The sequence below is a fragment of the Streptomyces sp. NPDC051563 genome, from assembly GCF_044454225.1.
Classification (GTDB): Bacteria; Actinomycetota; Actinomycetes; order Streptomycetales; family Streptomycetaceae; genus Streptomyces.
This window is the reverse complement of the sequence record NZ_JBITDL010000015.1, coordinates 77,988-103,017: the sequence shown is the minus strand read 5'-3', so window position 1 is coordinate 103,017 and position 25,030 is coordinate 77,988. Positions and strand designations below refer to the sequence as shown.

The window sequence follows — 25,030 nt, the reverse complement described above, 5'->3', positions numbered from 1 at the left end:
CCATCGACCTCCCGTGCGAAGTCAAAACCGGAGGGCCGGGAGCGAGCACCGCACCCGACCCTCACCCCACAAAGAGCAGCAGGTCAACGCACCCTCCCCCTGGCTTTCAGGTGCGTCGGCGGGAGTTCGGGAGCCGGAATCGGAGGGCCGTCGTAGCCCTTCACCTCACCGAATCGCGACCCATTCATCCAGTCCTCGCGGGCCTGCGCGATATCATCGTGTGACCGTCCGATCCAGTTCCAGAACATCACGATCACCTTAGGTCCCGCGCTGGTCTGCCCTTGTTGACGCGTCGGCCAGCACACCCGCGGCACACCAGATGAGGCCGAGCGCTCGGGTTTCACGCGAGGTCGGGCCAGGCGCCCCCGAGCGCAAGCCGGGCCTCAGCAGCGGAGTCGATCCGAGCTCTACCGCTGCATCCCCTTCTACGCCGGCCCCACCGGAGTAACGTCGCTCCCAACGCTGCGTAGTCAGCACCAAGTCAGCACGGGACAGGTTGCGAGGGGTGCTGACATGGGGTTTCAGGTCAGCACCAAGTCAGCACGGGACTCAGCACCGCATCCCCAAAGCGGGCGCAACTCTGCAATTCCGACAGGGGCTTCCCACCCGCTTCCGGAGGGGCCCCGGGGATCGGTTCGGGCCGAGTGGTGATCGGGCACACTCAGGTGGGGGTGATTGTGATGGCACGCCACATATGCCGCTGACCTGCGGACTCCTACGTTGTGCCCACGCCCGACGTTCCCGCAGACACCTGGAAGTGGTGCACATGACCTTCACCGGTACCGACCCTAAGGCTCCAACCGGAATCCGGCGGATCGTTGCCGCCAGCCTCATCGGCACCACCATCGAGTGGTACGACTTCTTCCTCTACGGGACCGCTGCCGCCCTGGTGTTCAACAAGCTGTTCTTCCCCACCGCGGATCCGCTCACGGGCACCCTGATCGCCTTCCTCACCTACGCCATCGGCTTCCTCGCCCGGCCGCTGGGCGGGGTGGTCTTCGGGCACTTCGGGGACAAGGTCGGGCGCAAGAAGCTGCTGGTGCTGAGTCTGCTGATGATGGGTGGGGCGACCTTCGCGATGGGGCTGCTGCCCACCCACGCGAGCATCGGGGTCGGGGCGCCGATCCTGCTGACCGTGCTGCGCCTGGTGCAGGGGTTCGCGCTGGGCGGCGAGTGGGGCGGGGCGGTGCTGATCGTGTCCGAGCACGGCGGCGCCGAACACCGCGGGTTCTGGGCGTCCTGGCCGCAGTCCGGGGCTCCCGGGGGCAATCTGCTCGCTACCGGAGTGCTGGCGCTGCTCGCGGCCGTGCAGTCGGACGCCGCGTTCCTCTCCTGGGGCTGGCGGATCCCGTTCCTGCTCTCGGGGGTCCTCGTGGTGGTCGGGCTGTGGATCCGCCTCTCGGTGTCCGAGTCGCCCGTGTTCCTCGCGTCGCAGGCCGCGGCGGCGGGCCGGGTGGAGGCCGAGAAGCCGCCCGTGGTGCAGGTGTTCCGCAAGGACTGGCGGCAGGTGCTGACCGCCATCGGCACCCGCTTCGGCGAGAACATCTCGTACTACGTCCTCACCTCCTTCCTCCTCGTCTACGTCACCACCCACCTCGGCCTCCCCAAGACCACCGCGCTCAACGCGCTCCTGATCGGCTCGGCCGTGCACTTCCTGACCATCCCCGCCTGGGGGGCGCTCTCGGACCGGATCGGGCGCCGGCCGGTGACGCTGATCGGTTCGGTCGGCATGGCGCTGTGGGCGTTCGCGTTCTTCGCGTTGGTGGATTCGAAGTCGTTCGTCGTCATCACCCTCGCCGTCACCGCCGGGTTGCTGCTGCACGGGGCGATGTACGGGCCGCAGGCCGCCTTCATCTCGGAGATGTTCGACACCAAGGTCCGCTACTCGGGGGCCTCGATGGGATCCCAGCTCGCCTCGATCGTCGCGGGGGCGCTGGCGCCGATCATCGCCGTCGAACTCCTGAAGGACTACGACTCCTCCGTGCCGGTCTCCGTCTACCTGTCCGCGGCGGCCGTCGTCACCACCCTCACGGTCTTCTTCGCCCGCGAGACCCGGGGCCGCGACCTGTCCGTCCCGAAGGGGGAAGCAGCGGCGCCGGCGGGGTCCGAAAGGGCGAGCGGGTACGCCGCCTCGGTCTCCGACCCCGTCTGAGTCCGTCCGCCTGAGTCCGTCCGCCCGCGTCCGCCCGCCCGACGGGCCGGCCGCCCGACGGGCCGCCCGCCGTGACCGGTTCCTCCGGTCCGGCGGGCGGACCCGCTCGCCGCCCCGGAGCGAAGGGCTGCCAGCATGGCCCCCGTGAACGATCCCACCGCGCCCGCGGCCGCATTGCGGCAGCTCCTGGACCTGCTCGCCCAGGGCGCGCCCGTCGAGCAGTTCGCACTGCCCGGCGCGCAGGCCCGTACCGCCGGTGCCGGGGCCGACGGCCAGGCCCTCGTGGAGGAGGCGACCCGGGTCGCCCTGGACATCCGGCGCACGCTCGACCAGCACCGCAGGCGCGAGGCGGAGCTCACCGCCCTGTTCGACACCGCCGGCGACCTCGCGGCGCTGCGCGATCTCGACGCGGTGCTGCGGGCCATCGTGCGGCGCGCCCGGACCCTGCTCGGCACGGACTGCGCCTACCTCACCCTCAACGACCCCGTCGTGGGCGATACGTTCATGCGCGTCACCGACGGCTCCGTCTCCGCCGCCTTCCAGCAGCTGCGCCTCGGCATGGGCGAGGGCCTCGGCGGTCTCGTCGCGCAGACGGCGCGTCCGTACGCCAGCTCCGACTACCGCGCCGACGACCGCTTCCGGCACACCAGCACCATCGACGCCGGGGTGCGCGAGGAGGGGCTGCGGGGCATCCTCGGGGTGCCGCTGCGCGTCGCCTCGCACGTCATCGGGGTGCTCTACGCAGCCGACCGGTCGGTGCGCGAGTTCGCCCCCGACGCGGTCGCGCTGCTCTCCTCGCTGGCCGACCACGCGGCCGTCGCGATCGACGGGGCGCGGCTGCTGGAGGAGACCCGGACGGCGCTGGTCGAGCTGAACGCCGCCACCGAGACCGCCCGTGCCCACAGCGAGGCCGCGAGGCTGGCCACCGAGACCCACGACCGGCTCACCGATCTGGTGCTGCGCGGCGGGGACGTCACCGATGTGGCCCGGGAGGTGGCCGCGCTGCTGCGGGGCGGGCTGGTGGTGCACGACGCCGACGGCGCCGAGCTGGCCCGGGTCGCCACCGAGCCGATCGGCGCGCCCACCCGGGGTGTGGCGGCCTCGCGTTCAGGCGGCCGGGCCGTTCCGGTCGACGGGGTGTGGGTCTGCGCGGTCCTGGCCGGGCCCGAACTCCTCGGCAGCATCGCCCTGACGGGCCGGACCGACCTGTCGGACAGCGACCGGCGGCTGTTCGAGCGGACCGGCCTGGTCACCGCGCTGCTCCTGCTGCTCCGCCGCTCGGTGGCCCACGCCGAGGACCGGGTGCGCGGCGAACTCCTCAGCGATCTGCTCACCCCGCGGAGCCCGGGGCACGCCCCCGACACCGGCAGCCGCCGGATCCGGGCCCGCAAACTCGGCGTGGACCTCGCACGCCCCCACTCCCTCCTGGTGCTGCACTGCGACGCGGCGCTGCGGCCCCGGCTGTCGACGGAGGCGGCCCGCCGCGCCCGCGCCCTCGACGGTCTGGCCGGGCTGCACGAGGGGCACGTCGTACTGCTCGCCCCGGCCGGGCAGCCCGGGCACCTCGCCCGCTCCCTGGCGGCCGAGCTGGGGCAGGTGCTGGGCACGCCCGTCACCGTGGGCTCCGCCGGACCGGCCGGCGACCCCGGCGGACTGCCGGCCGTGTACGCCGAGGCCGTACGCTGCCTGCGGGCCCTGCACGCGCTGGGCCACACCGGCCACGGTGCCGCCCTGCCGGACCTGGGCTTCGTCGGCCTGCTGCTCGGGGACCACGGGGACGTCGGCGGCTACGTCGACCGGGTGCTCGGCCCCGTCATCGGCTACGACGCCCAGCGCGGCACCGAGCTGGTCCGCACCCTCCAGGCCTACTACGTCCACGGAGCGAGCCTCTCCAAGGCCAAGGAGGCCCTGCACATCCACGTGAACACCGTCGTGCAGCGCCTCGACCGGATCGGCCGGCTCCTGGGCGAGGACTGGAACTCCCCCGCCCGCGCCCTGGAGATCCAACTCGCCCTGCGCCTGCACCTCCTGGCGGCCTCCGGCCCACCCGCAGCCTGATCCGAGAGGCACGCCTCCTGCACTCCGCCGGTGGTGTGGTGTGCAGTGATCCGTGGGGCAGAGTGAGGAGCATGACTACGTACGAGACGATGGCCTACCACCTCGAAACCGAGCGGCTGATACTGCGGCCTTGGGTCGAGTCGGACGCCGCCGCGTTCCGTGATCTGGTGGCCGAACGCGGCAAAGGGGTGGGCACCGTTGAACACATCCAGACGGCCATCGCAGGGCTGCTTGCCGCGACGGAGAGCACGGGGATCGCTCTCCTGCCCGTCCAGCGCCGTGAGGAAGGCGATTTCATCGGCTACTGCGGGCTGATCATCGGCCGCTCCACCCTGGACGAGCCGGAGATCGCCTACGAGCTCTTCCAGAGCGTGCACGGGCACGGCTACGCCACCGAGGCGGCCCGGGCGGTGGTCGATGCGGCCACCGCGACCGGGCGGAAGCGGCTCTGGTCGACCGTCGGCACGTGGAACACGCCGTCGCTGCGCGTTCTCGAGAAGCTCGGCTTCGAGCGGCACCGCGTCGCCACGGACGATCGCGGTGAGCACGTATGGCTCACCCGCGAGCTGCCGTGACACCGGGCCGGCCGGGGAGGTCCGCGCGGAACTCCCCTACGCCGTCCCCGGGGTGACCAGGCCCGTCTCGTAGGCCAGGACGACCGCCTGGGCGCGGTCGCGCAGGCTCAGCTTGGCGAAGATCCGGGCCACATGGGTCTTCACGGTGGCCTCGCTGAGCGTGAACTCCCGGGCCAGTTCCGTGTTGGACAGTCCGTGGCCCATGAGGGTGAGCACCTCCCGCTCCCGCGGGGTGAGGGCGTCCAGGTCGGGGTGGGATGCCGGGCCGCCTCCCTCGCGCGCGGCCGCTGCCGAGGCGCAGCGCTCCACCAGCCGGCGGGTGATCGACGGGGAGAGCAGCGCGTCGCCCGTGTCGACCAGGCGTACGGCGTTGGCGAGGTGCTCGGGGGTGACGTCCTTGAGCAGGAAGCCACTGGCTCCGGCGGCGAGGGCGGCGTAGACGTACTGGTCGAGGTCGCCGTCCTGGGGGCGCTGGTCCCGGCCCGCTCGGCGGCCCGGATGACCATCGCAGCGGCCCTGCACACCGAGTAGCCGCCGCAGGGCCTACGGAGCCGCGGCCGGCTCCCCGGAAGCCGGTGCGTCCTGCGGCGGGGCCTCGACGATGCGCCCGTCGCGCAGTTCCACCACCCGGTCCGCCAGTTCCATCAGCGCCGGGTCGTGCGTGGCGACGAGTGCGGTGACCCCCTCGCTGCGCACCACCGCGCGCAGCAGCCGCATGATCTGCCGGCCCGTGTCGGAGTCGAGCTGGCCGGTCGGCTCGTCGGCGATGATCAGGTCGGGCTCGTTGGCGAGGGCGCGGGCCACGGCGACCCGCTGCTGCTGGCCGCCCGAGAGTTCGCCGGGGCGCTGCTCGGTGTGCTCGGAGAGCCCGACGAGGGCGAGCAGGGTGCGGGCGCGTTCCTCGCGCTGCTTGGCCGGTACCTTGCGCAGTCGCATCGGGACGCCGACGTTCTCGGCGGCGGTCAGGGCGGGGATCAGGCCGAAGGACTGAAAGACGAAGCCGATCCGGTCGCGGCGCAGCGCGAGGCGGCCGTCCTCGTCGAGGCCGGCCAGGTCGGTGCCGTCGAGGGCGACGCTGCCGGCGGTCGGGGTGTCGAGGCCGCCGACCAGGTTCAGCAGGGTGGTCTTGCCGGAGCCGGACCGCCCCTTGAGCGCGGTGAGTTCGCCGCGGCGGACCTCGAAGGACACGCCGCGCAGGGCGTGCACCGCCTGCTCGCCCGTCCCGAAACTGCGCCGTACCTCGTGCACCACCACCATCGGCGCCACCACCGGCGCCACGGTCGGCGACGTCGTCAGCGCCGACGCCGCCCCGGCGTCCTGCTCCGGTGCGCGTCCCGGTTCCTGTCGCCGTTCCTGGTCCTGCGTCATGCTGCGGCTCCCCCTCCAAGCGGATGAACGGACGAAAACGGCGTTCTTGCGGTCCCGTCCGGACGATTTGTTCATCCGTTGCACCACTCACGCAAGTCCCTTCCGCTATCTGTTCGAATCTGGCAGCATCGTCCGATATCCGGGGGCACCAGTCCGGTGCGGGGGAGGAACAGGCACATGCTCGGCTTCGTCGTGCGCCGGCTGCGCGGGCGATTGCCGCTCGCAGCCGCCGTGCTGCTGACCGTTTTGATCACCACGACCGTGCTCACCGCGCTCTTCGCGTTCACCCGCGGAGTGGGCGACGCCGGACTGCGCCAGGCCCTCCAGGGTCCCGGTCTCGCGCGCGGCACCGTCCTGGTCACCGGTTCGCACCCGGCGGCCGACCGCGCCAAGGACGACGAGGCGGTACGGGGCTTCGCGCGCGAGCTGTTCGGCCGGCTCCCGGCCGGTGCCGAGAGCGTGGCGCGCAGCCGTTCGTACGGGCTGCCCGGCCCGCACACCCCCGGCAAGGACGCCGATCTGACCCTGCTGGCCGCCTTCGCCCAGGACCGCGTACGGCTCCTCGCGGGCACCTGGCCGCAGCCCGTCGCGGGACCGGTCTCCGACCGCGGCGGCCCGGTCCCGGTGGCCGTGCCGAAGGCGGCGCTGGACCGGCTCGGGCTCACCGAGGGCGCGCTGCCCGCGCAGGTGCGGCTCGACGACCGGTACGGCGGCTCCCCGCTGAGCGTGCTGGTGACGGGCGTCTACCGGGCGGCCGAGCCTGACTCCCCGTACTGGCGGCTCGATCCGCTCGGTGCGCGCGGGCTCCAGGTCGCCGGCTTCGCCACGTACGGGCCGCTCCTGGTGGACGACTCCGCCTTCACCGCGGGCGGGCTGGTCCAGGACAGCCGCGCCGTGCTCCTCACCGCGGACTTCTCCACCGTGGACGCGGCCGGAGCCGAGGCGGTCCGCGGCCGGGCCGCCAAGGCCCTGAAGCAGCTCCAGGGCAGCTCCGGGCTCGCTCCGTCGACCGAGCTTGCGGCGCTGCTCGGCGAGTTGCACTCGGGCCTGACCGTCGCCCGCTCCACCCTGCTGGTCGGCGCGCTGCAACTGGCCGTGCTCGCCGGGGCGGCGCTGGTGCTCGTCTCGCACCTGCTGACGGAGCGCCAGGAGGGCGAGCGCGCCCTGCTCGCCGCGCGCGGCGCCTCCCGCGGCAGGCTCGGCGCCCTGACCGCGGCCCAGTCGCTGCTGCTGGCACTGCCCGCCGCCCTGCTCGCTCCCCTGCTGACCCCGCCGCTGCTGCGCCTGCTCGGCGGCTACGGCTCGCTGGCGCACGTCCCGTTCACGGTCACCCGGAGCTGGCTGCTGTGGCCCGTCGCCGCGGGCTGCGCCCTGGGATGCGTCCTGCTGACCACCCTCCCGGTCGTCCTGCGGGGCGCCGCCGCGGCCGCCCTGCACCGGACCGGCCGCCGCCAGGCGCTCGTCGCCGGGGCCGCCCGCTCCGGCGCGGACCTGGCGCTGGTGGCCCTGGCCGTACTCGCCTACGAGCAGCTCTCCCGCTACGGCGCGGGCGGCTCCGGCCCGGCCGCACGGTCCGACGGGCTGTTCGGCGTGGACCCGGTCCTGGTCGCCGCCCCGACGCTGGCGCTGTGCGCGGGCACCTTGCTCGTGCTGCGCCTGCTGCCCTTCGTGGCGCGGCTCGGCGCGCGGATCGCCGCCCGGGGCCGGGGGCTGGGGCCGGCGCTCGTCGGCTGGCAGCTGGCCCGCCGGCCGAGGCGGGCCACAGGGCCGGTGCTGCTGCTCGTCCTCGCGGTGTCCAGCGGGATCCTGGCCCTGGGTCAGCACACCGCGTGGTCCGAGTCCCAGCGCGACCAGGCGGACTTCACGACCGCCGGGGGCCTGCTGATCTCCCACAGCGACGTGCCCGCGCTGGGCCGGGGCGGCCGGTACGCGGCGCTGCCCGGCGGGGAGCGCGTCCTGCCGGTGCTCCGGGCCCGGCAGGAGCTGCCGGGCGGGCGCACGGGCCAGGTGATGGCGCTGGACGCGGCGGCCGCCGACCGGCTCGCCCTGCGGGCGGACCTGCGCGACGGGCGCGGCATGCGGGAGCTGTTCGCCCCGCTGGCCACCGCCTCCCGGTCCGCGGCCCCCGCCTCCGGCATCCCCCTGCCCGGCCACCCGGAACGCATCGACCTCTCGGTCTCCGTACGCCCCACCGGCGCGGGCGGCCGCCCCGGCCTCGGACTGCTGCTGCGCGACCGGTTCGGCATCACCTACCGGGCCCCGATGATGCAGCTCCCGGACAGCGGTGACGCCACCGTCTCGGTACACGTCGGCGCGATGCTCGGCGCCCCCGTCGGATCGGCCGCGACCCCGCTGAGCGTGGCCGGGCTCGTGTTCTCGTACGACCGGGAGGGCCCGCTCCCCGGAACCGATCCGAACGCCGAGCCCGGCGCCGCGAACGGCTCCGGGAAGCCCGGTGAGACGGTCAAGATCTTCGACGAGCTGACCGTACGCGGCCTCGCGGTCGCCCAGACCCGGGACGGCGCGGCGGCTCCGGTCGCGGTGCCCGCACCCGACTGGAAGGTGGCGGCCCCGCCGCTCAACGACGGCGCCCCGTCCGTCGAACTGCTCCCGGGCTCCCAGCCCGCGCCGAGCAGTCCGGCCCTGGTCAAGCTGCGCTACCGGGACGGTTCCGGTGAACGCGGCGGTGTCCAGGCCGCTTTGACGCCGGGGCCGGCTCCGGCCTCCGGGATTCCCGGGATCGCCACCCGGACGTACCTGTCCGCGATCGGCGCGGGCGTGGGCGATCTCGTGCCGGTCAAGCTGGACGACGTCACCGTCCCGGTCCGGGTCACCGCCGCGGTCGGCTCGCTGCCGGTGGCCGGCGACACCGCGATCGCCGTCGACCTGGACACCGCGGCCCGGCTGCTCGCCGCGGGCGGCCGGGAGCTGCCGACGCCCGGCGAATGGTGGCTGCCGGCCACCTCCGCCGACGACCCGGCCCCGGCCCGCGCCGCCGCCGAACTCCGCTCCGGCGCGGGCTCCCAGCAGGTGCGGCTGCGCGAGGAGGTGGCCGCCGCCCTGCTCGACGATCCACTCAGCGCGGGCCCGCAGGGCGCCCTGGCCGCGCTCGCGGTGGCCTGCGCGGTGCTGGCGGCGATCGGTTTCGCCGCCTCCGCGGCGGCCGCGGCCCGCGAGCGGGCCCGGGAGTTCTCGGTGCTGACGGCGCTGGGTGCCCGGCGCCGAGACCTGGCCCGGACGGCCACCGCCGAGAGCTGCCTGCTGGTGGGGCTGGGCACGGCGGTCGGGGTGGGGCTGGGCGTGGTCATCGTCCACCTCGTCGTCCCGCTGACCGTGCTGACCCCGGCCGCCGGCCGCCCGGTGCCCGAGGTGCTGGTGGACCTGCCCGCGGGACGGACCCTGCTGCTCGCCGCCGCCATCGCCGCCGTGCCGCTGCTGTCGGCGGTCTTCGGCGGCCGGCGCAATCAGAACCGCTCGAAGCCGGCCGACCGGCTGCGGCACGTGGAGGACATATGACCGGGCCGGCCGCGACCGACGCCGAGCGGCGCGCCCCGGGCGGGACAACCCCGCCGGCTCCTGCGGGTTCCGCCCCGCACGCCGTGCCCCCGCCCGCACCCTGGGTGCGGACCCGGCTGCGCGCCACCCCGCTGAGCGCCCTGCTCGGCGCGGCCCTGGCCTTCGTCGCCGTCCTGCTCTCCGCGGCCCTGCCGCGCGCCATGGACCGGGGCACCGACCAGGCGCTGCGGTCCTTCCTGGAGGCGCGCGGGCCGGCCCAGACCAGCCTGTACGTCACCGCCCGCCCGCGCTATGGGGAGGAGAGCGCGAAGAACCTGGACGAGGTGCTGGGGACCCTGCTCTCCCGTACCGCTCCGGGTTTCGCCGTCGCCCCCGACGGCCCCGTCCACGGTTCCTCCGCGGGTGCCCGCCCGCTGGGCAACCGCGGGCTGGCCGCCCCCGACGGGGTGCCGCCCCAGCTGGGCCTCCACCATCTGCGCACGGCCTCCGGGCACGTCCGCCTGGTGGAAGGACACTGGCCGGGCGCGCCCGGCCCCACCGCCGGCAGTCCCATACCCGTCGCGCTGTCGCAGAGCGCCGCGAAGACCATCGGCATCCGGGTCGGCATGGTGCTGGAGACCACCACCGGCCGGGACCTGACCACGATGAAGGCGCAGGTCGTCGGCCTCTACTCCGCGAACGACGAGGCCGAGGACTACTGGACCGACTACACCTGCCTCCTCCGTGCCTGCCTCAACATGACCACGACCCAGCCTCCTTCAGCGTTCTGGCGCACCGAGGCCCTCGTCGGCGCGGAGGCACTCGGCCGGCTCCCCGAGTGGGGTGAAGGGGACAACCGGGACTTCTGGCGGATCCCGGTGGCCACCGGGACGCTGCGGGCCGATCAACTCCCGTCCACCGTCAAGGCGGTGGCCTCGTACCTCGGCGGTCCGACCGCGACGCGCCTCACCGCGGAGACCGGGCGGAGCGACCTGAGGCTCACCTCCCGCCTCCCCGAGCAGTTCGCCCTGGCCGAGGCCCGGCGCCAGGCGGCCGCGCCGCTCGCCGCGATGGGCCCGGCCGGAGTGGCCGGAGTGGCGTTCGTGGTGTTCTGCCTGGCGGCCGGGCTCACCGGGGACCGGCGGGAGGCCGAGCTGCGGCTCCTGCTGGCCCGCGGCGGTTCCCGCGCGGGCATCGTGCGCCGGCTCCTCGCCGAGAACGCCGTCACCGTCCTGCCGGCCGCCGCGCTCGCGGCCGTGCTCGCCGTGGTCCTGCTCCCGACCCCCCGCTCGGCGGCCACCGTGCTCGCCGCCTCGGCCGCCACGCTCCTGGCGCTGCTGGCCGTTCCCGTACGGGCCTTCGTGCTGCTGTCGCCGAAGCGCCCGCCGGGGCCCCGGCGGCGGCTGGTCGCGGAGCTGCTCGCACTGGCGGCCACCGCGGCCGCCGTGTTCGAGGTCCGCTCGCGAGGGGTGGCCCCGGCCGGCGCCGGGGTGGATCCGCTGCTGATCGCGGCCCCGCTGCTGCTCGCGCTCTGCGGCGGCCTGCTGCTGGCCCGGCTCCAGCCCGCCCTGGTCGGAGCACTCGCCCGGGCCGCCGGGCGGGGTCCGGGGCTGATCGGCTTCCTCGGGCTGGCGCGCGCCGCGCGGGGCACCGGTGGCCGGGCGCGCCCCTCCGTACTGCCGCTGATCGCCATGCTGCTGGCCGTCACCACCGGAGGCTTCGGCGCCACGGTGCTCGCCTCGGTGGCCGACGCCCGCTCCGGGGCGGCCCGTGCGACCGTCGGCGGTGACGCGCAGGTCTCCGCGCCGAACGGCACCCTCCCGGAGGCCCTGACGAAGGCGGCCGCCGCGCTGCCCGGCGTACGGTCCTCGGTGAAGGTGTGGAGCGACGACAACGTGTTCCTCTACGGCACCAAGGCGGGCAGTACCCAGATCTCCGTGGTCGTCGCGGACCCGGTGGAGTACGCGAGGCTGTCCGCGGCGGCCGGCATCGGCCGGTTCGACCCGGCGCTGCTGGCGGCCGGAGCCGCGGGCACCTCGGGCGCGAAGGTGCCCGCGCTGATCAGCCGGGACCTCGCCGAGGACGACACCTCCGGCTTCCAGCTGCGGCTCGACAACGGCGGGGAGCTGAAGCTCGCGGTCGTCGGAGTGGTCGACGGCACCCCCGCCCGGCCCGGCGCGAAGTCCACCACCGTGGTGCTGCCCGCACCCCAAGTACTGGCCGCCGTACCGCAGATGGGTCTGCCGAACACCTGGCTCGCCCTCGGTCCGGTCGACCAGCACCGGCTGGAGGAGGCGGTCCGCTCCGCGGATCCGGCGGGCGCCCAGGAGCGCTATCGCGTGCAGACCAGCTCCGCCGTGGTGGCCGAGCTGGGCTCGGACCCGCTCCAGCGCTCCGCCGAGCGGCTGTTCTGGGCCTCGCTGGCCGGAGCCGCGGGCTTCGCGCTGCTGGCGGTCCTGCTGACCCTGGTGCGGGCCGCCCCCGACCGCGCGGCGCTGCTCGCACGGCTGCGCACGATGGGCCTGCGGCCCCGGCAGGGCATCCTGCTGATCCTGGTGGAATCGGTGCCCCTGGCCCTGTCCGCCGCGCTCGGCGGCGCCCTGCTCGCGGCGGGCGCCGTCGCGCTGCTGGGCCCGGCCCTGGACCTGTCCACGCTGGTCGGCACCCGGGTGCCGACCGGTCTGCAGGTCCTCGTCACGCCCGTGCTGACCCAGGCACTGGGCCTGGCCGCCCTCGTCGCGGGGGCCGTGCTCGCGGAGGCGGCGATCTCCGGCAGGCGACAGATCACGACCGAGTTGAGAGCGGGAGACCAGCGGTGAACAGCGATCAGCCCACCTACGAGGAGCTGCGGCGGCAGGCCCTGGCCGCCGCCGAACCCCGCCGGCACGGGGCGGACACGGCCATCTCCTGCGACCGCCTGGTGCGGATCTTCAGCACGGACGGGGTCGAGGTACAGGCCCTGCAGGGTCTGGAACTGACCGTGGCGCAGGGCGATCTGATGGCCTTGGTCGGCGCGTCCGGCAGCGGCAAGTCCACGCTGCTGAACATCCTCGCGGGGCTGGACGTCCCCACGGCAGGCACTGCCAGCGTCGGCGGCTACGACCTGCTGGAGATGTCCGCACGCGACCGGCTGCGCTACCGCCGCGAGGCGGTCGGCTTCGTCTGGCAGCAGACGGCCCGCAACCTGCTGCCCTTCCTGACGACGGCGCAGAACATCGCCCTGCCGATGCAGTTGAAGGGCGGGCGGCGGGCCGCCGCCAAGCGTCACGCGGTCCGAACCGGTGAGCTCCTGGAAGCGCTGGAGATCGGCGAGCTGGCGAACCGCCGCCCCGCCGAACTCTCCGGCGGCCAGCAGCAGCGGGTGGCCATCGCGGTGGCGATGGCCAACGATCCGGCGGTGCTGCTCGCCGACGAGCCGACCGGCGAGCTCGACTCCGAGACGGGCGGGGCGATCTTCGAGGCCTTCCGCACCGTCAACCGGGAACTGGGCGCGACCGTGGTCATCGTGACCCACGACCCGCTCGTCGCGGGCGAGGTCCGGCGCACGGTGGCCATGCGCGACGGCCGCACCAGCAGCGAGGTGCTGCGCCGTACGGTCACCGACGAGCACGGCGCCGAATCGGTGAGCGAGCGCGAGTACGTGATGCTCGACCGCACGGGCCGCGTGCAGCTGCCGCAGAAGTTCCTGGAGGCCCTGGGCATGGAACACCGGGTGGCGGTGGACCTGGCGGCGGACCACATCGAGCTGCGCCCCGACGACGCGCCGGCCCACGCGGAGGCGGCCTCGGCGGCCGGCGCGGAGGGTGCGGAGGGTGCGCCGGAGGCCGCCGCGGGCTGATCCGCCCCGGGGGCCGGCCGGGTCCGCCGGAGCGCGGGCCGGCGCCCGTACCACGGGGCCGCCTTCCCTGCGCTCCCGCGCCGCCCGCGGTGAACCCCGCGGCGCGCGTCACTTCCGTGGCCCGGGTGTCGTTAGGCGCTCGGGGTTGACTCGGGGGTCGAAGGGATGACGGAATGCGGCAGTTTCCTCTGGAGATGCACCACATGGCACCCGGCCGGGTCGTCGAGTGGCGGTTGAGGTCCACGGCCGGGGCACAGTCCCCCGGCCCTGACGGAGCCCACGGCGCGGACGGCGCCGCGGACAGAAGGGCCTCCTTCAACCAGGACAAGCACTTCACCGTCGCCGAGGAGAGCCGCGCCGCCGACGACCCGACCGCGTCGTGGATCGCCGTGACCTTCGAGGTCGCGGGCCCGCTGGACGAGGACGCCCTGACCGGCGCGCTGCTGGCGTTCGTACGCCGCCACGAGGTGCTGCGTTGCGAGTTCCGGCGCCTGGCCGGGGAGTTGGCGTGCGCCCCGATCCCCGCCGCCGAACTGGCGCTGGACACCGTCCAGGTCGCCGAGTTCGACCGCACCGAGAAGCTGACCGGCTTCCTCGTCGAGCGGTTCAAGCGGAGCATCGACACGCTGTCCTGGCCGCTGTTCACGATGGGCGCCGTCCTGCGCGAGGACTCCGCGACCGTCTATCTGGCCTTCGACCACATCGTCTGCGACGGAATGTCGATGCCGATCGTGGCCCAGGAGGTCGAGCTGGGCTACGAGGCCCTGCGCCGGGGCGAGTTGCCCGACGAGACCCCCGCGCCGAGCTATCTCGACTTCGCCGAGGAGCAGCGGGGCCGGTACCTCTCCATCGACGCGGACGACGAACGGCTCGGCTACTGGAAGGAGTTCATGGCGAGCGGCGGCGGCGAGTTCTTCCCGCGCTTCCCGCTCGAACTGGGGGTGGAGCCGGGACGGATGTACTCGATCGTGAACGAGGCCTCGCCGCTGCTGGACGCCGCCGAGGCCGAGGTCTTCGAGAAGGCCTGTCTGGAGGTGGGCGGCAAGCCGTTCATGGGCGTCCTCGCCGCCGTCGCGGTCTGTCTGCGCGAGGCGGGCGGGCCGGGGGTCTACCGGGGGTTCATGCCGGTGAGCGAGCGCGGCCGGACCGGGTGGGGCAATTCGGTGGGCTGGTTCGTCAACACCATGCCCATCGAGTTCGACGCCTCGCCCGGCCGGGACTTCGAGCAGGTGATGACCTCGGTGCGGGCGGGCTTCAACGAGATGATCGGCCACATCGACGTCCCGTTCGTACGCGCCTGGGAGCTCCTGGCCCCCCGCGAGTTCGCGGCCCGCTCCTGGCCGTACCCGGTGAACTTCTTCTCGTACATCGACATGCGCAAGTGCCCGGGCGCCGAGCGGCACGAGGACTGGCGGCCCACCTCCCACGTGTGGTCGGCCCAGGCCAACGGCGCCTGTTCCTGGTTCCAGCGGGACACGGACGGGCTGCACATGAACTCCATCTACTCGGACACACCGGCCGCCCGCCGCACCATGGACGGCTTCCTGGAGGCCCTGCGCGAGACGGTCCGGGAGATCGCCCGGCACGGATCGCTGCGCCGCCCCATCGCGCTGACCCCGCCGCGCCGGCCGGACCGCACCCCGCTCGACGTGGCCGCGTTCGCCCGGCGCGGCTGATCCCGCGACGGCCGATCCCGCGACGGCCGATCCCGCGACGTTCGATCCCCGCGAGCCGCCCGGCAGCACGTCTCAGAGGCGGGCGGCGCGGGCGCGCAGCAGGTCCTGCTCGCGGGCGTTGCGCGTGAGGGAGGCGGCGCGTTCGAACTCCGCGCGGGCCTCCGTCGGGCGGCCGAGCCGCTCCAGCAGGTCTCCCCGCACGCTCGGCAGCAAGTGGTAGGAGCGCAGGGCGGGTTCCGCCGCCAGGGCGTCGACCAGGGGCAGCGCCGCCGCCGGGCCCTCGGCCATGGAGACGGCCACCGCCCGGTTGAGCTCGATCACCGGCGAGGGGATCAGCAGGACGAGCCGTCCGTACAGGGCGGCGATCGTGGGCCAGTCGGTGTCCTCGTAGCGGACGGCGTCGGCGTGACAGCCTGCGATGGCGGCCTGGAGGGAGTAGGGGCCGGTGCCCGCGCGGTGCAGGGCTTCGACTCCGCGGCGGATCAGCAGCCGGTTCCACCTGGACCGGTTCTGGTCGGCGAGCAGCACCGGCTCCCCGTCGGGGCCGGTGCGGGTGGCGATGCGCGAGGCCTGGAACTCCAGCAGCGCGGCCAGGCCGTGCACCTCGGGCTCCTTGGGCATCAGCCCGGCCAGCACCCGGGCGAGGCGCAGGGCGTCCTCGCACAGGGCGGGGCGGACGAGGTCGTCGCCGGCGGTCGCGGAGTAGCCCTCGTTGAAGACTAGGTAGATGACCTCCAGCACGGAGGCGAGGCGCTCTTCGCGGTCGGCTCCGTACGGGACCTCGAAGGGCACCGCGGCCTTCGCGAGCGCCCGCTTCGCCCGGACGATGCGCTGGGCGACGGTCGGTTCGGGGCAGAGGAAGGCGCGGGCGATCTCCTGGGTGGTCAGGCCGCCCATCAGCCGCAGGGTCAGCGCGATGCGGGCTTCGGTGGCGAGGACGGGGTGGCAGGCGGTGAAGATCAGCCGCAGCAGGTCGTCGTCGATGGACTCGGGGTCCGCGAGCCCGGGCTCCTCCTCGGGCGGCGGTACGTCCTCCAGGGTGCGGCCCACCTCGGCGAGCTTGCGGGCGTAGGTCTCCTTGCGGCGGACGAGGTCGATGGCCCGGTGTTTGGCGGTGGCCACCAGCCAGGCCCCCGGCCTGTCGGGCACGCCGGAGGCCGGCCACTGTTCCAGCGCCGCGACCAGCGCGTCCTGGGTGATCTCCTCGGCGATGCCGACGTCCCGCACGATCCGGGCGACACCCGCGATGATCCGCGCGGACTCGATCCTGAACACCGCTTCGACCGCTCGGGTCGTACTCACTGCCGTCACGGCTACCCATCAGAGCAGCCATGACGAGGCAGGGCAAACGGCGCGGGACGGGCGGCGCGGGACGGGCCCGTCGCCGCGCCGCGCTGCCCGTCAGCTTCCGTCGAGCTGGCGGAGCTCGGCGCCGACCGTCCAGTTCTCGGGGTGGATCTCCAGGAAGCGCTTGGTCCACTCCAGCGCCTCGTCCTTGTCCTTGCACTGCATGAGGGCGTACCCGCCGACGACCTCCTTGGTCTCGGTGAAGGGTCCGTCGGTGTAGCTGAGCTTCCCGCCGGACCAGGTGACCCGGGTCCCCTCGGAGGTGGGGAGCAGGCCGGCGGTGTCGAGCATGACTCCGGCCTTGGTGATCTCCTCCATCAGGGCGCCCATGCGGTCGTTGAAGTCCGCGGGGAAGGGGGTGTCGGGGGTGAGGTTCTGCTCGTCGATGCGGATCATCGAAAGGAAGCGCGGCATGGTGACTCCTCGGTGGTGGGGCGGGGTCGTTCCCCGTCTCTCACTCCTGCGTCGAACGGGAGACGCCGGGATCGACAGCTTCCCGGAAAAATCTTCGGAGATTTTCGGGACGCGCGTGAGGACCGGGATTCCGGTCTCCGCCCCACCATGAGCTACCGGCGAGTAGGATCGCCGGGCCCAGGCCCCTCCGAGAGGATTCCCGATGCCGCGCATGCCTTCCTCACCGCTCCTGCTCGCCGGTCTGCTGGCGGGCGCGGCGGTGGCGCACGCCGTCGTCCCGAAGCAGTTCGACGCGATCGTGCCGCGCTCGCTGCCCGGCAGCCCGCGCCGGTGGACGTACGCGAGCGGCGCGGCGGAGCTCGCCCTGGCGGCCGGGGTGGCCCACCCGCGCACGCGCCGGGTCGCGGCGCTGGCCACGGCGGCGTTCTTCGTCGGGGTGTTCCCCGCGAACGTCAAGATGGCCGCCGACGCCCGCCACCGCTCCCCCGCCCAGCGGGCCGTGGCCCTGGGCCGGCTGCCGCTCCAGGTGCCGCTGGTGCTGTGGGCGCGCCGGGTCGGCCGGAACGCGGCGGGCTGAGACGGCCTCGCCGGCCGCCCCGCCATCCCCCCGTCCCGCCATCCCCCGTCCCAGCGCCCCGGCGTCAGCGGCTGTCGCCCGTCCAGTCCCAGTGGGCGGGATCGGCGGCGCGACGGCGGTAGTGGGCCCGGCCGCCGGGACCGTACCGCCCTATCTCCGTGGGGAGCCGGGCCTCCTCGGCGAGCTGCGGGCCGCTCCAGCCCGTGATGTCGAGCAGCAGCCCGTCGAGGGGCCCGCCCACGAGCTCTCCGTAGGCGTGCCCCGGGAGCGGACCCGGGTCGGGGTCGTCGTGGTCGGCGCCGTAGACCCGGCGCCGGAGCATCCTGTCGTCCATACCGGTCAGCTTCACAGACGGCACTGACAACGGGCCCGAGCGGCGATGATGGGAGCCGTTCGGATCGCACGGCACACGAAGCGGAGCAGCATCCCATGGCACGTCGGGTACACCAGCCACTGGAGGACCAGGAGTTCGACTTCATCCTCCGCATGACCGACGGACCGGTGCTCGCCTACTTCTGCGGCAGCTGGCCGAAGGCCCTGGAGCCCTGCCGCGCGATGGACACGGTCGTCGCCGCTCTGGCGCAGGAGTACGGGACCCGGCTGACGGCGGTGCGCGTGGACATCGGCCGCTGCCCCGCGCAGACCAAGCGGTACGAGGTGACGGGCGCGCCGACCGCCGTCCTCATCGCGGGCGGCGAGCCGGTGGCCACCCAGGCGGGTCCGATGACGGCGGAGCAGCTCCGGGCGTTCCTGGACGCCCGGCTTTGATCAGGTGCCCGTGTTCACGGCGAGCAACAACCCGGCGAGCGTGACCACGCACACCGAGAGAAGGCCGCCCGCGACCAGAAGGCAGCCGACCCGCTTGTCCTCCGGCTGGAAATGAGCGATGGCGACACACACCACCAGCACTCCGATCATGAAGATCATGGGAAGGACCACGCCGCCCAGCGCTACTTCGTCTCCGAGGGGCGTGCAGGGGGCGCCCGCCGGTCGGCGCCCCGTCGAACCCACCGTAGGCGTGGCCGCTTTCGCCGTTCGGATAGCCCCCAGGCACCCCCCGGCGCGCTCCGCTTCCGCCATCCGGGCGAAGCGCACGATCTGGCCGAAAGTCCCGTGGATCGGATAGGTGCCTTAGGCATGTAATGGATCCCGGCGAAACGGAACCATCGCGTGCGAGGTGCTGTATGTCCGAGAAGACCATTGCGTTCCCCCAGGACCGGACCTGCCCCTACCACCCGCCGGCGGCCTACGCGCCACTGCGGACGGGCCGGCCGCTCTCCCGGGTCACCCTCTTCGACGGCCGCTCCGTGTGGGTGGTCTCCGGGCACGCCGAGGCGCGTGCCCTGCTCTCCGACGGCCGGCTCTCCGCCGACCGGCAGAACCTCTCCTTTCCCGCCCCCACCAGGCGGTTCAGGGGGCTGAGCAATCGGCGCGCCGCCCTGCTCGGTGTCGACGACCCGGTCCACAACACCCAGCGCCGGATGCTGATCCCGAGCTTCTCCCTGGGGCGCACCGCGGCCCTGCGCCCCCGGATCCAGGAGACCGTGGACCGGCTGATCGACGCGATGACCGCCGCCGGGCCCGCCGCGGAACTGGTCGGCGCCTTCGCCCTGCCGGTGCCGTCGATGGTGATCTGCGCCCTGCTCGGAGTGCCGTACGAGGACCACGAGTTCTTCGAGAGCCAGTCGCGGCGGCTGCTGCGCGGCCCGGAACCCGCCGACGTCGAAGACGCCCGGGAGCAGCTCGACGGCTACTTGCGCGAGCTCATCGGCCACAAGCGCGAGCACCCGGGCGAGGGGCTGCTCGACGAGCTGATCGTGCGGCGCCTCGAAACCGGCGAGACGGATGTGGAGGAACTGGTCGCGCTGGCCGCGATCCTGCTCATCGCGGGGCACGAGACCACCGCCAACATGATCTCGTTGGGTACGTTCACCCTGCTCAGCCACCCCGAGCAGCTGGCCGAGCTGCGGGCCGAGCCGTCCCTGCTGCCTGCGGCGGTGGAGGAGCTGATGCGTTTCCTGTCGATCGCGGACGGCATGCTGCGGGTGGCGGCCGAGGACATCGAGATCGGCGGCGCGACCATTCGCGCCGACGACGGGGTGATCTTCTCCACCTCCGTGATCAACCGCGACGAGGCCGTCTTCACCGAGCCCGACACCCTGGACTGGCACCGCCCCACCCGGCACCACCTGGCCTTCGGCTTCGGCATCCACCAGTGCCTGGGCCAGAACCTGGCCCGCGCGGAGATGGAGATCGCGCTCGGCACCCTCTTCGCACGGCTCCCCGGTCTGCGGTTGGCGACCGAGCCGGACCGGATCCCCTTCAAGCCCGGCGACACCATCCAGGGCATGCTCGAACTCCCCGTGGCGTGGTGAGCGGGGTGAGCCGGGTCTCCGTGGACACGGACCGCTGCATCGGGGCCGGGCAGTGCGCGCTGACCGCTCCGGCCGTGTTCACCCAGGACGAGGACGGTTTCGGCACCCTGCTGCCGGGGCGCGAGGACGGCGCCGGCAGCCCGCTGCTGCGGGAGGCCGCCCGGGCCTGCCCGGTGTCGGCGATCAGCGTCGAGGAGGCCTGAGCGAGAGCGGCGGCCCGGCGGCGGCTCAGTGGCCGGTGGCGGCGCTGAGCCTCTGGAACATGGCCTCGTCCAGGTCCAGCCCCCGTTGGGCCTGGTTGATGGCCTGCGAGCTGTAGATCCCGGTCGAGCGGGCGGCCAGCACGGCGTCCCGCGACACCGCGATCACACCGAGCCGCAGGTCCACGTACTGCTCGCGGGCTCCCTCGATGGCCGGAATGCTGCCGGCCGTGTCCTTCCGGTCCAGCCGGGCGTCCTCGCGGACCTTCGCGAGGACCTCCGGTGCGTACGGGCTGCCGTCGCCCCGTACGAGGCCCGGCTCCTCCAGTGCGGCCCGGCCGGCGGCGGCCACCTCGTCGAGCAGCCGGCGGTACTCTTCCTGGAAGCGGACCGGGTCGTCCCCGGAGATCTTCGCCTTCCGGATGACGGCGGGCAGGGTCAGCCCCTGGAGCAGCAGGGTGCTGGTGGCGACCACGAAGGCGATGAGCAGCAGCTGCGGGCGGTAGGGGGTGTCCTCGGGCAGGGTCTGGGCCGCGGCGACGGTGATCGCCCCCCGCATCCCGGCCCAGGCCAGGGCCACGCCACTGCGCCAGCCGAGGCTCTCGTTGACCTTGAAGTCGGCGTCGGCGGAAGCCCGGGTGACCCGTTCCTTCATCTGCTCCCTGCGGCGGGGCGTCAGCTCCCTGCGGGGCCTGAGCGGGTTGGTCTCCTGCTCGGACTCCGGTGCGCCGAGCCGGTCCATCAGCCAGTCGAGCCGGGGCTTCCTCTCGGCGGCCCGCTGCGCGTCCTTGCGCAGGGAGGCGATGAGCGGGGCGACGAACACCATGCGCGCCACGATCACCAGGGCGGCGGCCGCGAGGCCGATGAACAGGGCGCGCCAGGCGCTGAGTCCGTCCGCGGCGACCTGGTCGAGGAGGCCCTTGAGGCCGAGTCCCATCAGGAGGAAGACGGCGCTTTCGAGCAGGAAGGCGAGGGTGCGCCAGTTCATGGCCTCGGCCAGCCGGTCCTGGGCGCTGAGGAAGCGCGGGGCCTGGTGGCCGGTGACGAGACCCGCGACGACCACCGCGAGGACTCCGGAGGCGTGGAACTCCTCGGCCGGCAGGAAGGCGACGAAGGGCACGACGAAGGAGATCGCCGTGTTCAGCAGGCTGTCCTTGAGCAGGGCCCGGACCCGGACGTTGACGAGGCCCACGACGATGCCGACGGCGGTGGCGAGGGCCACGGAGAAGAGGAAGTTCCCGGCGACCCCGGCCAGGGAGACGGTTCCGGCCATCGCCGCGATCGCGGAGCGCAGCAGGACCAGTGCGGAGGCGTCGTTGACCAGTCCCTCGCCCTCCAGCATGGTCAGCAGCCGTGACGGCAGGCCGAGCTGTTTGCCCATGGAGGTCGCGGCGACCGCGTCCGTGGGGCTGACCACGGCGCCGAGGGCGAAGGCGGCGGGCCAGCCGAGGCCGGGCATGAGCCAGTGGAAGAGCCAGCCCGCCCCGAGGGTGGTGACGACCACCAGCAGGACCGCGAGACCGCTGATCGCCTTGATGTTGCGGCGGAAGTCCGACGCGGGCATGTTCACGGCAGACGAATAGAGCAGGGGTGGCAGCACGCCCGCGAGGACCCACTCCGGCTCGATGGCGAGCGCCGGCACGCCCGGTACGAAGCTGAGGGCGATGCCGACGACCACCAGGCTCAGCGGGGCGGCGAGGCCGAGTCGCTTCGAGAAGGCGGCGACGGCGACGATGCTGCTGACGCCGACGATCGAGACGAGGGTCATTTCCATGAGCGGTACGGGGCCTTAGGGATGCTCGGGGACGGTTTGTCCACCGTACGCCCCTAGGTTTCACCGCGTCAAAAATTGAACAACTCAACTTTTGACGCGGTCCCGTGCCACCCCTACGCGGCGGGCGCGGCCTCCGGCAGCAGTCCGGCCGCCCGCCGCTCCAGCACCAGGGCTCCGTCCACGAGCTCGGCGCAGGCGTCGAAGAGCTCACGCCGGCCCTCGGCGTCCGCCGCCGGGTCCGCCGCGCGGGCCAGCTCCGCCAGCCGCGACCACTGGCGCCCGGAGTCGCGGAAGAGCGCGGCCGCCTCGGCGTGGCCGGCGAGGTCGAGGAAGTCCGCGTACAGCGGCCGGGTGGCGCCCGGGGCGGTCCACTCCTCCTCCAGGCAGGCGTACAGCCGCTGAGTGCCGAGGGCGAAGGCCTCGGGGGTGGCGAAGCGCCGCTCCCAGCCCGTCCGGGTGCTGGTGTCGCGCAGCTGCGAGGCGAACTTCTCCATGCCGGAGAAGCCGAAGTTGACGTCGAAGTGGTTGCCGAGCACCGGACCGGTGAGGCGCGAGACGGTGGCGGCGACCGCCGCGTCCAGGTCGGGTTCGCCGGCCGGCTTCCCGGTGGTCACCACCATCTGGTGGCGGCCCTTCTTGTGCCCGGACCAGGCCGCACCGAACTCCTCGCGGCCGATCGCGTACGGGCCGCCCGCCCCGTCCAGACCGGCTGCCGGGTCGTCGACCCGGAAGGTGTCCCCGTCGTAGCCGACCAGGGCCACCACGTACGGATCGGCGGCGGCCAGCTCGGCCACCGGGGCGGGTCCGTGCCAGGGCAGGGCGGACCGGTCGACGGTGCAGAACACCGGGGCCCCGGCGTCGAGCGCGGCCTCGACCCGGTTCCAGCGCGGCTTGGCGCTGCGCGTGGCCTCGTACGGGATGCGCAGGCGGCCGAGGGCGACCTGGACCCAGGGGTCGGGGTGGGCCTGGGCCACGATCGTCGGCATCGGCGGCCGTCCGGCGTACTCGAAGACGAAGTACATGAAGCCGATACCGCCCGCCAGGCCCGCGACCAGGGCCTCTTCGTGCACGCTGCCGAGCGCGTGCCGGATCAGCGTGGCCTCGCGGTGGCGTCCGGGGGCGAAGTCTTCATATACGAGCGCAGTCATGCGGTCAGCGTAGTCGTGCCACGGGCCGTCGATCGCGCAGCGACTTCCTGTACAGTTGTCCAGGAAGTCGGAGGGGCCGCCCTCCGCTCGCCCCGCCCCCGGGAGGTGGCCGTGCACACGGTCGCAACGATCCTCATCGGCCTCGTCGCCGCGCTGCACGCGTACTTCCTGGTCCTGGAGATGTTCCTGTGGCAGCGGCCGCCCGGCCGCGCCCTGTCCGGCTTCGACGCCGACACGGCCCGGCTGACCGCCCCGCTCGCCGCGAACCAGGGCCTCTACAACGGATTCCTCGCCGCCGGCCTGGTCTGGTCGCTGGTCATCGACTCGCTCGCCACGCAGATCTTCTTCCTCGTCTGCGTGATCGTCGCCGGGGTGTACGGGGCCGCGACCGCCAACCGCCGCATCCTCCTCACCCAGGCCCTGCCCGGAGCCCTCGCCCTGGGCGCGGCGCTGCTGGCCGGATGACCCCGCGGACCGGCGGGCACACCGACCCGCAGGCCGACGGGCGGACCGACCCCCGGACCGCCCGCACCAAGGAGCGGCTGCGCGAGAGCCTCCTCGCCGAGTGCGCGGACCGGCCGCTCGGCGAGGTCAGCGTCTCGGCGGTGGTCCGCCGGGCCGGCGTCGGCCGGGCCACGTTCTACCTGCACTACGAGGACCTCACCGCGCTCGCGGTGGACGCGTGCGCCGGCGTCGTCCACGCGGCGGTCGACGCCCTGCACGCCTGGCAGACGGATCCGTCCGCCCTCCCCCCGGCCCGGCCCCCGGCCGCACTGGCCGCCTTCCTCGGCGGCGCGGCCGACCGGGCACCGCTCTACCGCACCCTGCTCCTGCCGGGCGGCGGCGGCCCGCTCGGCGAACGCCTCTACCGGGAACTGCGCGCACGCAGCCGGGCCGAACGTGCCGCGGTGGGGGCCCCGCGCCCCGAACTGGTGGCTTCGGCGGTGGCCGCCGCCTTCACCGCCGTGTTCGCGGACTGGCTGCACGGCGACCTGCCCGGCGATCTGGCGGACCCGGCCGCACTGGCGGACCGGATCTGGCTGCTCCTCATCGCCCTGCACCGGGCGGGCTGACCCCCGGAAGGCCTCCGCTACGGGTCGGTACGACCGCCCTGCGCCGACAGTCCGGTCTCGGCCATGACCCGGGTGACGGTGTCCTCCAGCGAGTGCTCCGCTCCGATGACGCTCTCCCAGTCGCCGGGCAGCAGGTCGAGCGGCCGGTACCAGTCCCGCAGCTCCGCCTCACCCAACTCGGCGGCATACGGCTTGCCCGCGTGCCGCCGCAGGGTCTCCTCGAAGGGCACGTCGAGGTAGTAGAAGTGCGTCGGCCCGCGGTGGGCGCGGCGCAGGGCGTCGAGCATGGGGCCGTAGCGGTCCGCGTACAGGATCCCCTCGACGATCACGTGGAAGCCGTGGTCCAGCGCGTAGCGGGCCACGCTGCCGATGAGGCCGATGTTCGCCGCGCCAGGAGTGTCCCGCTCGCGCAGGACGACGCGGCGCAGGTTGTCCTGGCCCACGAGCGCGAGGCCCCGGCCGTGGCGGTCGCGGATCCCCTCCGCCACGGAGGACTTGCCCGCGGCGGAGTTGCCGCGGATCACGATCAGCCGGGTGTCCGGCGTGCCGGTCATCATCCGGCCCACGCTACCCGGCCGGTCCGGGCGTGCGTGAGCCCCGCCGGGTCGGCAGGCGGGGCTCAGCTCACGGGCCGGGCTCGTGAAGCGGCGCTAGCCGATGGGGACCACCTGCTCCGCCTGGGGCCCCTTCGGCCCCTGCGTCACGTCGTACTCGACCTTCGCGCCTTCCAGCAGCTCCTTGAAGCCGGTGCTCTGGATTGCGGAGAAGTGCACGAACACGTCGGGACCGCCGTCGTCCTGCTGGATGAACCCGAACCCCTTCTCCGAGTTGAACCACTTCACGGTGCCAGTTGCCATCTGTACTGATCCTTCACAACGTTCCACCGGCCGCACACGCGGCCGGTCCCGATCCTGCCCATTGATCGGCCCGAGCACACGCCAAGCGCGGCCGACCGGGGGG

At 73.8% G+C, this 25,030-nt stretch carries 22 protein-coding genes and 2 pseudogenes; 13 read left to right on the top strand and 11 right to left on the bottom strand.

All coding sequences use genetic code 11. The annotated features are described in order from the left end of the window. Positions 1-83 precede the first annotated feature (83 nt). A pseudogene (locus ACIA8F_RS19345) lies at positions 84-254 on the bottom strand (pirin family protein); the annotation flags it as partial. A gap of 512 nt (positions 255-766) precedes the next feature. On the opposite strand from ACIA8F_RS19345, the gene ACIA8F_RS19340 reads away from it, so the two are divergent. From ACIA8F_RS19340 to ACIA8F_RS19330, 3 genes are all read left to right on the top strand, one after another. Further along, positions 767-2,152, top strand: coding sequence for an MFS transporter (locus ACIA8F_RS19340; RefSeq protein ID WP_399380182.1), 1,386 nt, complete (start codon positions 767-769; stop codon positions 2,150-2,152). Between the two features lie 135 nt (positions 2,153-2,287). Then, positions 2,288-4,210: a helix-turn-helix domain-containing protein gene (locus ACIA8F_RS19335; RefSeq protein ID WP_399380181.1), complete on the top strand. Its 1,923-nt coding sequence runs from the start codon at positions 2,288-2,290 to the stop codon at positions 4,208-4,210. 71 nt (positions 4,211-4,281) lie between these two features. Then, positions 4,282-4,785, top strand: a complete 504-nt coding sequence (locus tag ACIA8F_RS19330) for a GNAT family N-acetyltransferase (protein ID WP_399380179.1) — start codon at positions 4,282-4,284, stop codon at positions 4,783-4,785. A gap of 36 nt (positions 4,786-4,821) precedes the next feature. Here ACIA8F_RS19330 and ACIA8F_RS19325 read toward each other — a convergent pair. Both ACIA8F_RS19325 and ACIA8F_RS19320 read right to left on the bottom strand, forming a co-directional pair. After that, positions 4,822-5,241, bottom strand: a pseudogene (locus tag ACIA8F_RS19325) (LuxR C-terminal-related transcriptional regulator); the annotation flags it as partial. Between the two features lie 87 nt (positions 5,242-5,328). Further along, on the bottom strand, positions 5,329-6,042 hold the full coding sequence (locus ACIA8F_RS19320) for an ABC transporter ATP-binding protein (protein ID WP_399380381.1): 714 nt from the start codon (positions 6,040-6,042) through the stop codon (positions 5,329-5,331). Between the two features lie 288 nt (positions 6,043-6,330). Here ACIA8F_RS19320 and ACIA8F_RS19315 point away from each other — a divergent pair, with 288 nt between their 5' ends. The 4 genes from ACIA8F_RS19315 to ACIA8F_RS19300 all read left to right on the top strand — a co-directional run bounded on the left by ACIA8F_RS19315 (position 6,331) and on the right by ACIA8F_RS19300 (position 15,162). Continuing rightward, a complete protein-coding gene (locus ACIA8F_RS19315) occupies positions 6,331-9,669 on the top strand; it encodes an FtsX-like permease family protein (protein ID WP_399380177.1) in 3,339 nt (1,112 codons plus the stop codon). Further along, positions 9,666-12,467 carry a hypothetical protein gene (locus ACIA8F_RS19310; protein ID WP_399380176.1) on the top strand — a complete coding sequence of 934 codons (2,802 nt, stop codon included), beginning with the start codon at positions 9,666-9,668 and terminating at the stop codon, positions 12,465-12,467. The genes ACIA8F_RS19315 and ACIA8F_RS19310 overlap by 4 nt, the downstream gene beginning before the upstream one ends. Further along, positions 12,464-13,486, top strand: coding sequence for an ABC transporter ATP-binding protein (locus ACIA8F_RS19305; RefSeq protein WP_399380174.1), 1,023 nt, complete (start codon positions 12,464-12,466; stop codon positions 13,484-13,486). Before ACIA8F_RS19310 ends, ACIA8F_RS19305 begins: the two co-directional genes overlap by 4 nt. Positions 13,487-13,659: 173 nt before the next feature. Then, positions 13,660-15,162, top strand: coding sequence for a condensation domain-containing protein (locus tag ACIA8F_RS19300; protein WP_399380173.1), 1,503 nt, complete (start codon positions 13,660-13,662; stop codon positions 15,160-15,162). Positions 15,163-15,234: 72 nt separating this feature from the next. On the opposite strand, the gene ACIA8F_RS19295 is transcribed toward ACIA8F_RS19300, so the two are convergent. Continuing rightward, a complete protein-coding gene (locus ACIA8F_RS19295; RefSeq protein ID WP_399380171.1) occupies positions 15,235-16,464 on the bottom strand; it encodes an RNA polymerase sigma factor in 1,230 nt (409 codons plus the stop codon). Positions 16,465-16,563: 99 nt separating this feature from the next. Further along, positions 16,564-16,923: a YciI family protein gene (locus tag ACIA8F_RS19290; RefSeq protein ID WP_327251158.1), complete on the bottom strand. Its 360-nt coding sequence runs from the start codon at positions 16,921-16,923 to the stop codon at positions 16,564-16,566. A gap of 202 nt (positions 16,924-17,125) precedes the next feature. Between ACIA8F_RS19290 and ACIA8F_RS19285 the strand changes: the two genes are divergently transcribed. Then, positions 17,126-17,500 (top strand): hypothetical protein, encoded by a 375-nt coding sequence (locus tag ACIA8F_RS19285; RefSeq protein WP_399380169.1) that lies wholly within the window; start codon positions 17,126-17,128, stop codon positions 17,498-17,500. Between the two features lie 64 nt (positions 17,501-17,564). Here ACIA8F_RS19285 and ACIA8F_RS19280 read toward each other — a convergent pair whose 3' ends face one another. Next, the gene (locus tag ACIA8F_RS19280) at positions 17,565-17,834 is read right to left on the bottom strand and encodes a hypothetical protein (RefSeq protein ID WP_399380167.1); all 270 of its coding nucleotides are present in this window, start codon (positions 17,832-17,834) and stop codon (positions 17,565-17,567) included. 95 nt (positions 17,835-17,929) lie between these two features. Between ACIA8F_RS19280 and ACIA8F_RS19275 the strand changes: the two genes are divergently transcribed. Further along, positions 17,930-18,268 (top strand): thioredoxin family protein, encoded by a 339-nt coding sequence (locus ACIA8F_RS19275; protein WP_399380166.1) that lies wholly within the window; start codon positions 17,930-17,932, stop codon positions 18,266-18,268. On the opposite strand, the gene ACIA8F_RS19270 is transcribed toward ACIA8F_RS19275, so the two are convergent. Further along, positions 18,269-18,427 carry a hypothetical protein gene (locus ACIA8F_RS19270; RefSeq protein WP_399380165.1) on the bottom strand — a complete coding sequence of 53 codons (159 nt, stop codon included), beginning with the start codon at positions 18,425-18,427 and terminating at the stop codon, positions 18,269-18,271. A gap of 257 nt (positions 18,428-18,684) precedes the next feature. On the opposite strand from ACIA8F_RS19270, the gene ACIA8F_RS19265 reads away from it, so the two are divergent. Continuing rightward, positions 18,685-19,875, top strand: coding sequence for a cytochrome P450 (locus tag ACIA8F_RS19265; protein ID WP_399380163.1), 1,191 nt, complete (start codon positions 18,685-18,687; stop codon positions 19,873-19,875). Continuing rightward, complete coding sequence (locus ACIA8F_RS19260) at positions 19,872-20,078, top strand: ferredoxin (protein ID WP_399380161.1); 207 nt, start codon at positions 19,872-19,874, stop codon at positions 20,076-20,078. The genes ACIA8F_RS19265 and ACIA8F_RS19260 overlap by 4 nt, the downstream gene beginning before the upstream one ends. Before the next feature lie 25 nt (positions 20,079-20,103). Here the strand turns inward: ACIA8F_RS19260 and ACIA8F_RS19255 are convergent, their stop codons facing one another. Both ACIA8F_RS19255 and ACIA8F_RS19250 read right to left on the bottom strand, forming a co-directional pair. Continuing rightward, a complete protein-coding gene (locus tag ACIA8F_RS19255) occupies positions 20,104-21,849 on the bottom strand; it encodes a cation:proton antiporter (protein WP_399380159.1) in 1,746 nt (581 codons plus the stop codon). 113 nt (positions 21,850-21,962) lie between these two features. Further along, entirely contained in the window at positions 21,963-22,997 is a 1,035-nt protein-coding gene (locus tag ACIA8F_RS19250; RefSeq protein ID WP_399380157.1) for a BtrH N-terminal domain-containing protein, read from the bottom strand. 111 nt (positions 22,998-23,108) lie between these two features. On the opposite strand from ACIA8F_RS19250, the gene ACIA8F_RS19245 reads away from it, so the two are divergent. Further along, positions 23,109-23,462, top strand: coding sequence for a DUF1304 domain-containing protein (locus ACIA8F_RS19245; protein ID WP_399380155.1), 354 nt, complete (start codon positions 23,109-23,111; stop codon positions 23,460-23,462). Next, positions 23,459-24,070, top strand: coding sequence for a TetR/AcrR family transcriptional regulator (locus tag ACIA8F_RS19240; RefSeq protein WP_399380154.1), 612 nt, complete (start codon positions 23,459-23,461; stop codon positions 24,068-24,070). The genes ACIA8F_RS19245 and ACIA8F_RS19240 overlap by 4 nt, the downstream gene beginning before the upstream one ends. Positions 24,071-24,087: 17 nt before the next feature. Here the strand turns inward: ACIA8F_RS19240 and ACIA8F_RS19235 are convergent, their stop codons facing one another. Together ACIA8F_RS19235 and ACIA8F_RS19230 are read right to left on the bottom strand one after the other, a co-directional pair. Further along, positions 24,088-24,624 (bottom strand): AAA family ATPase, encoded by a 537-nt coding sequence (locus ACIA8F_RS19235; protein WP_399380379.1) that lies wholly within the window; start codon positions 24,622-24,624, stop codon positions 24,088-24,090. 96 nt (positions 24,625-24,720) lie between these two features. After that, positions 24,721-24,927, bottom strand: a complete 207-nt coding sequence (locus ACIA8F_RS19230) for a cold-shock protein (RefSeq protein WP_399380153.1) — start codon at positions 24,925-24,927, stop codon at positions 24,721-24,723. Positions 24,928-25,030: the final 103 nt, after the last annotated feature.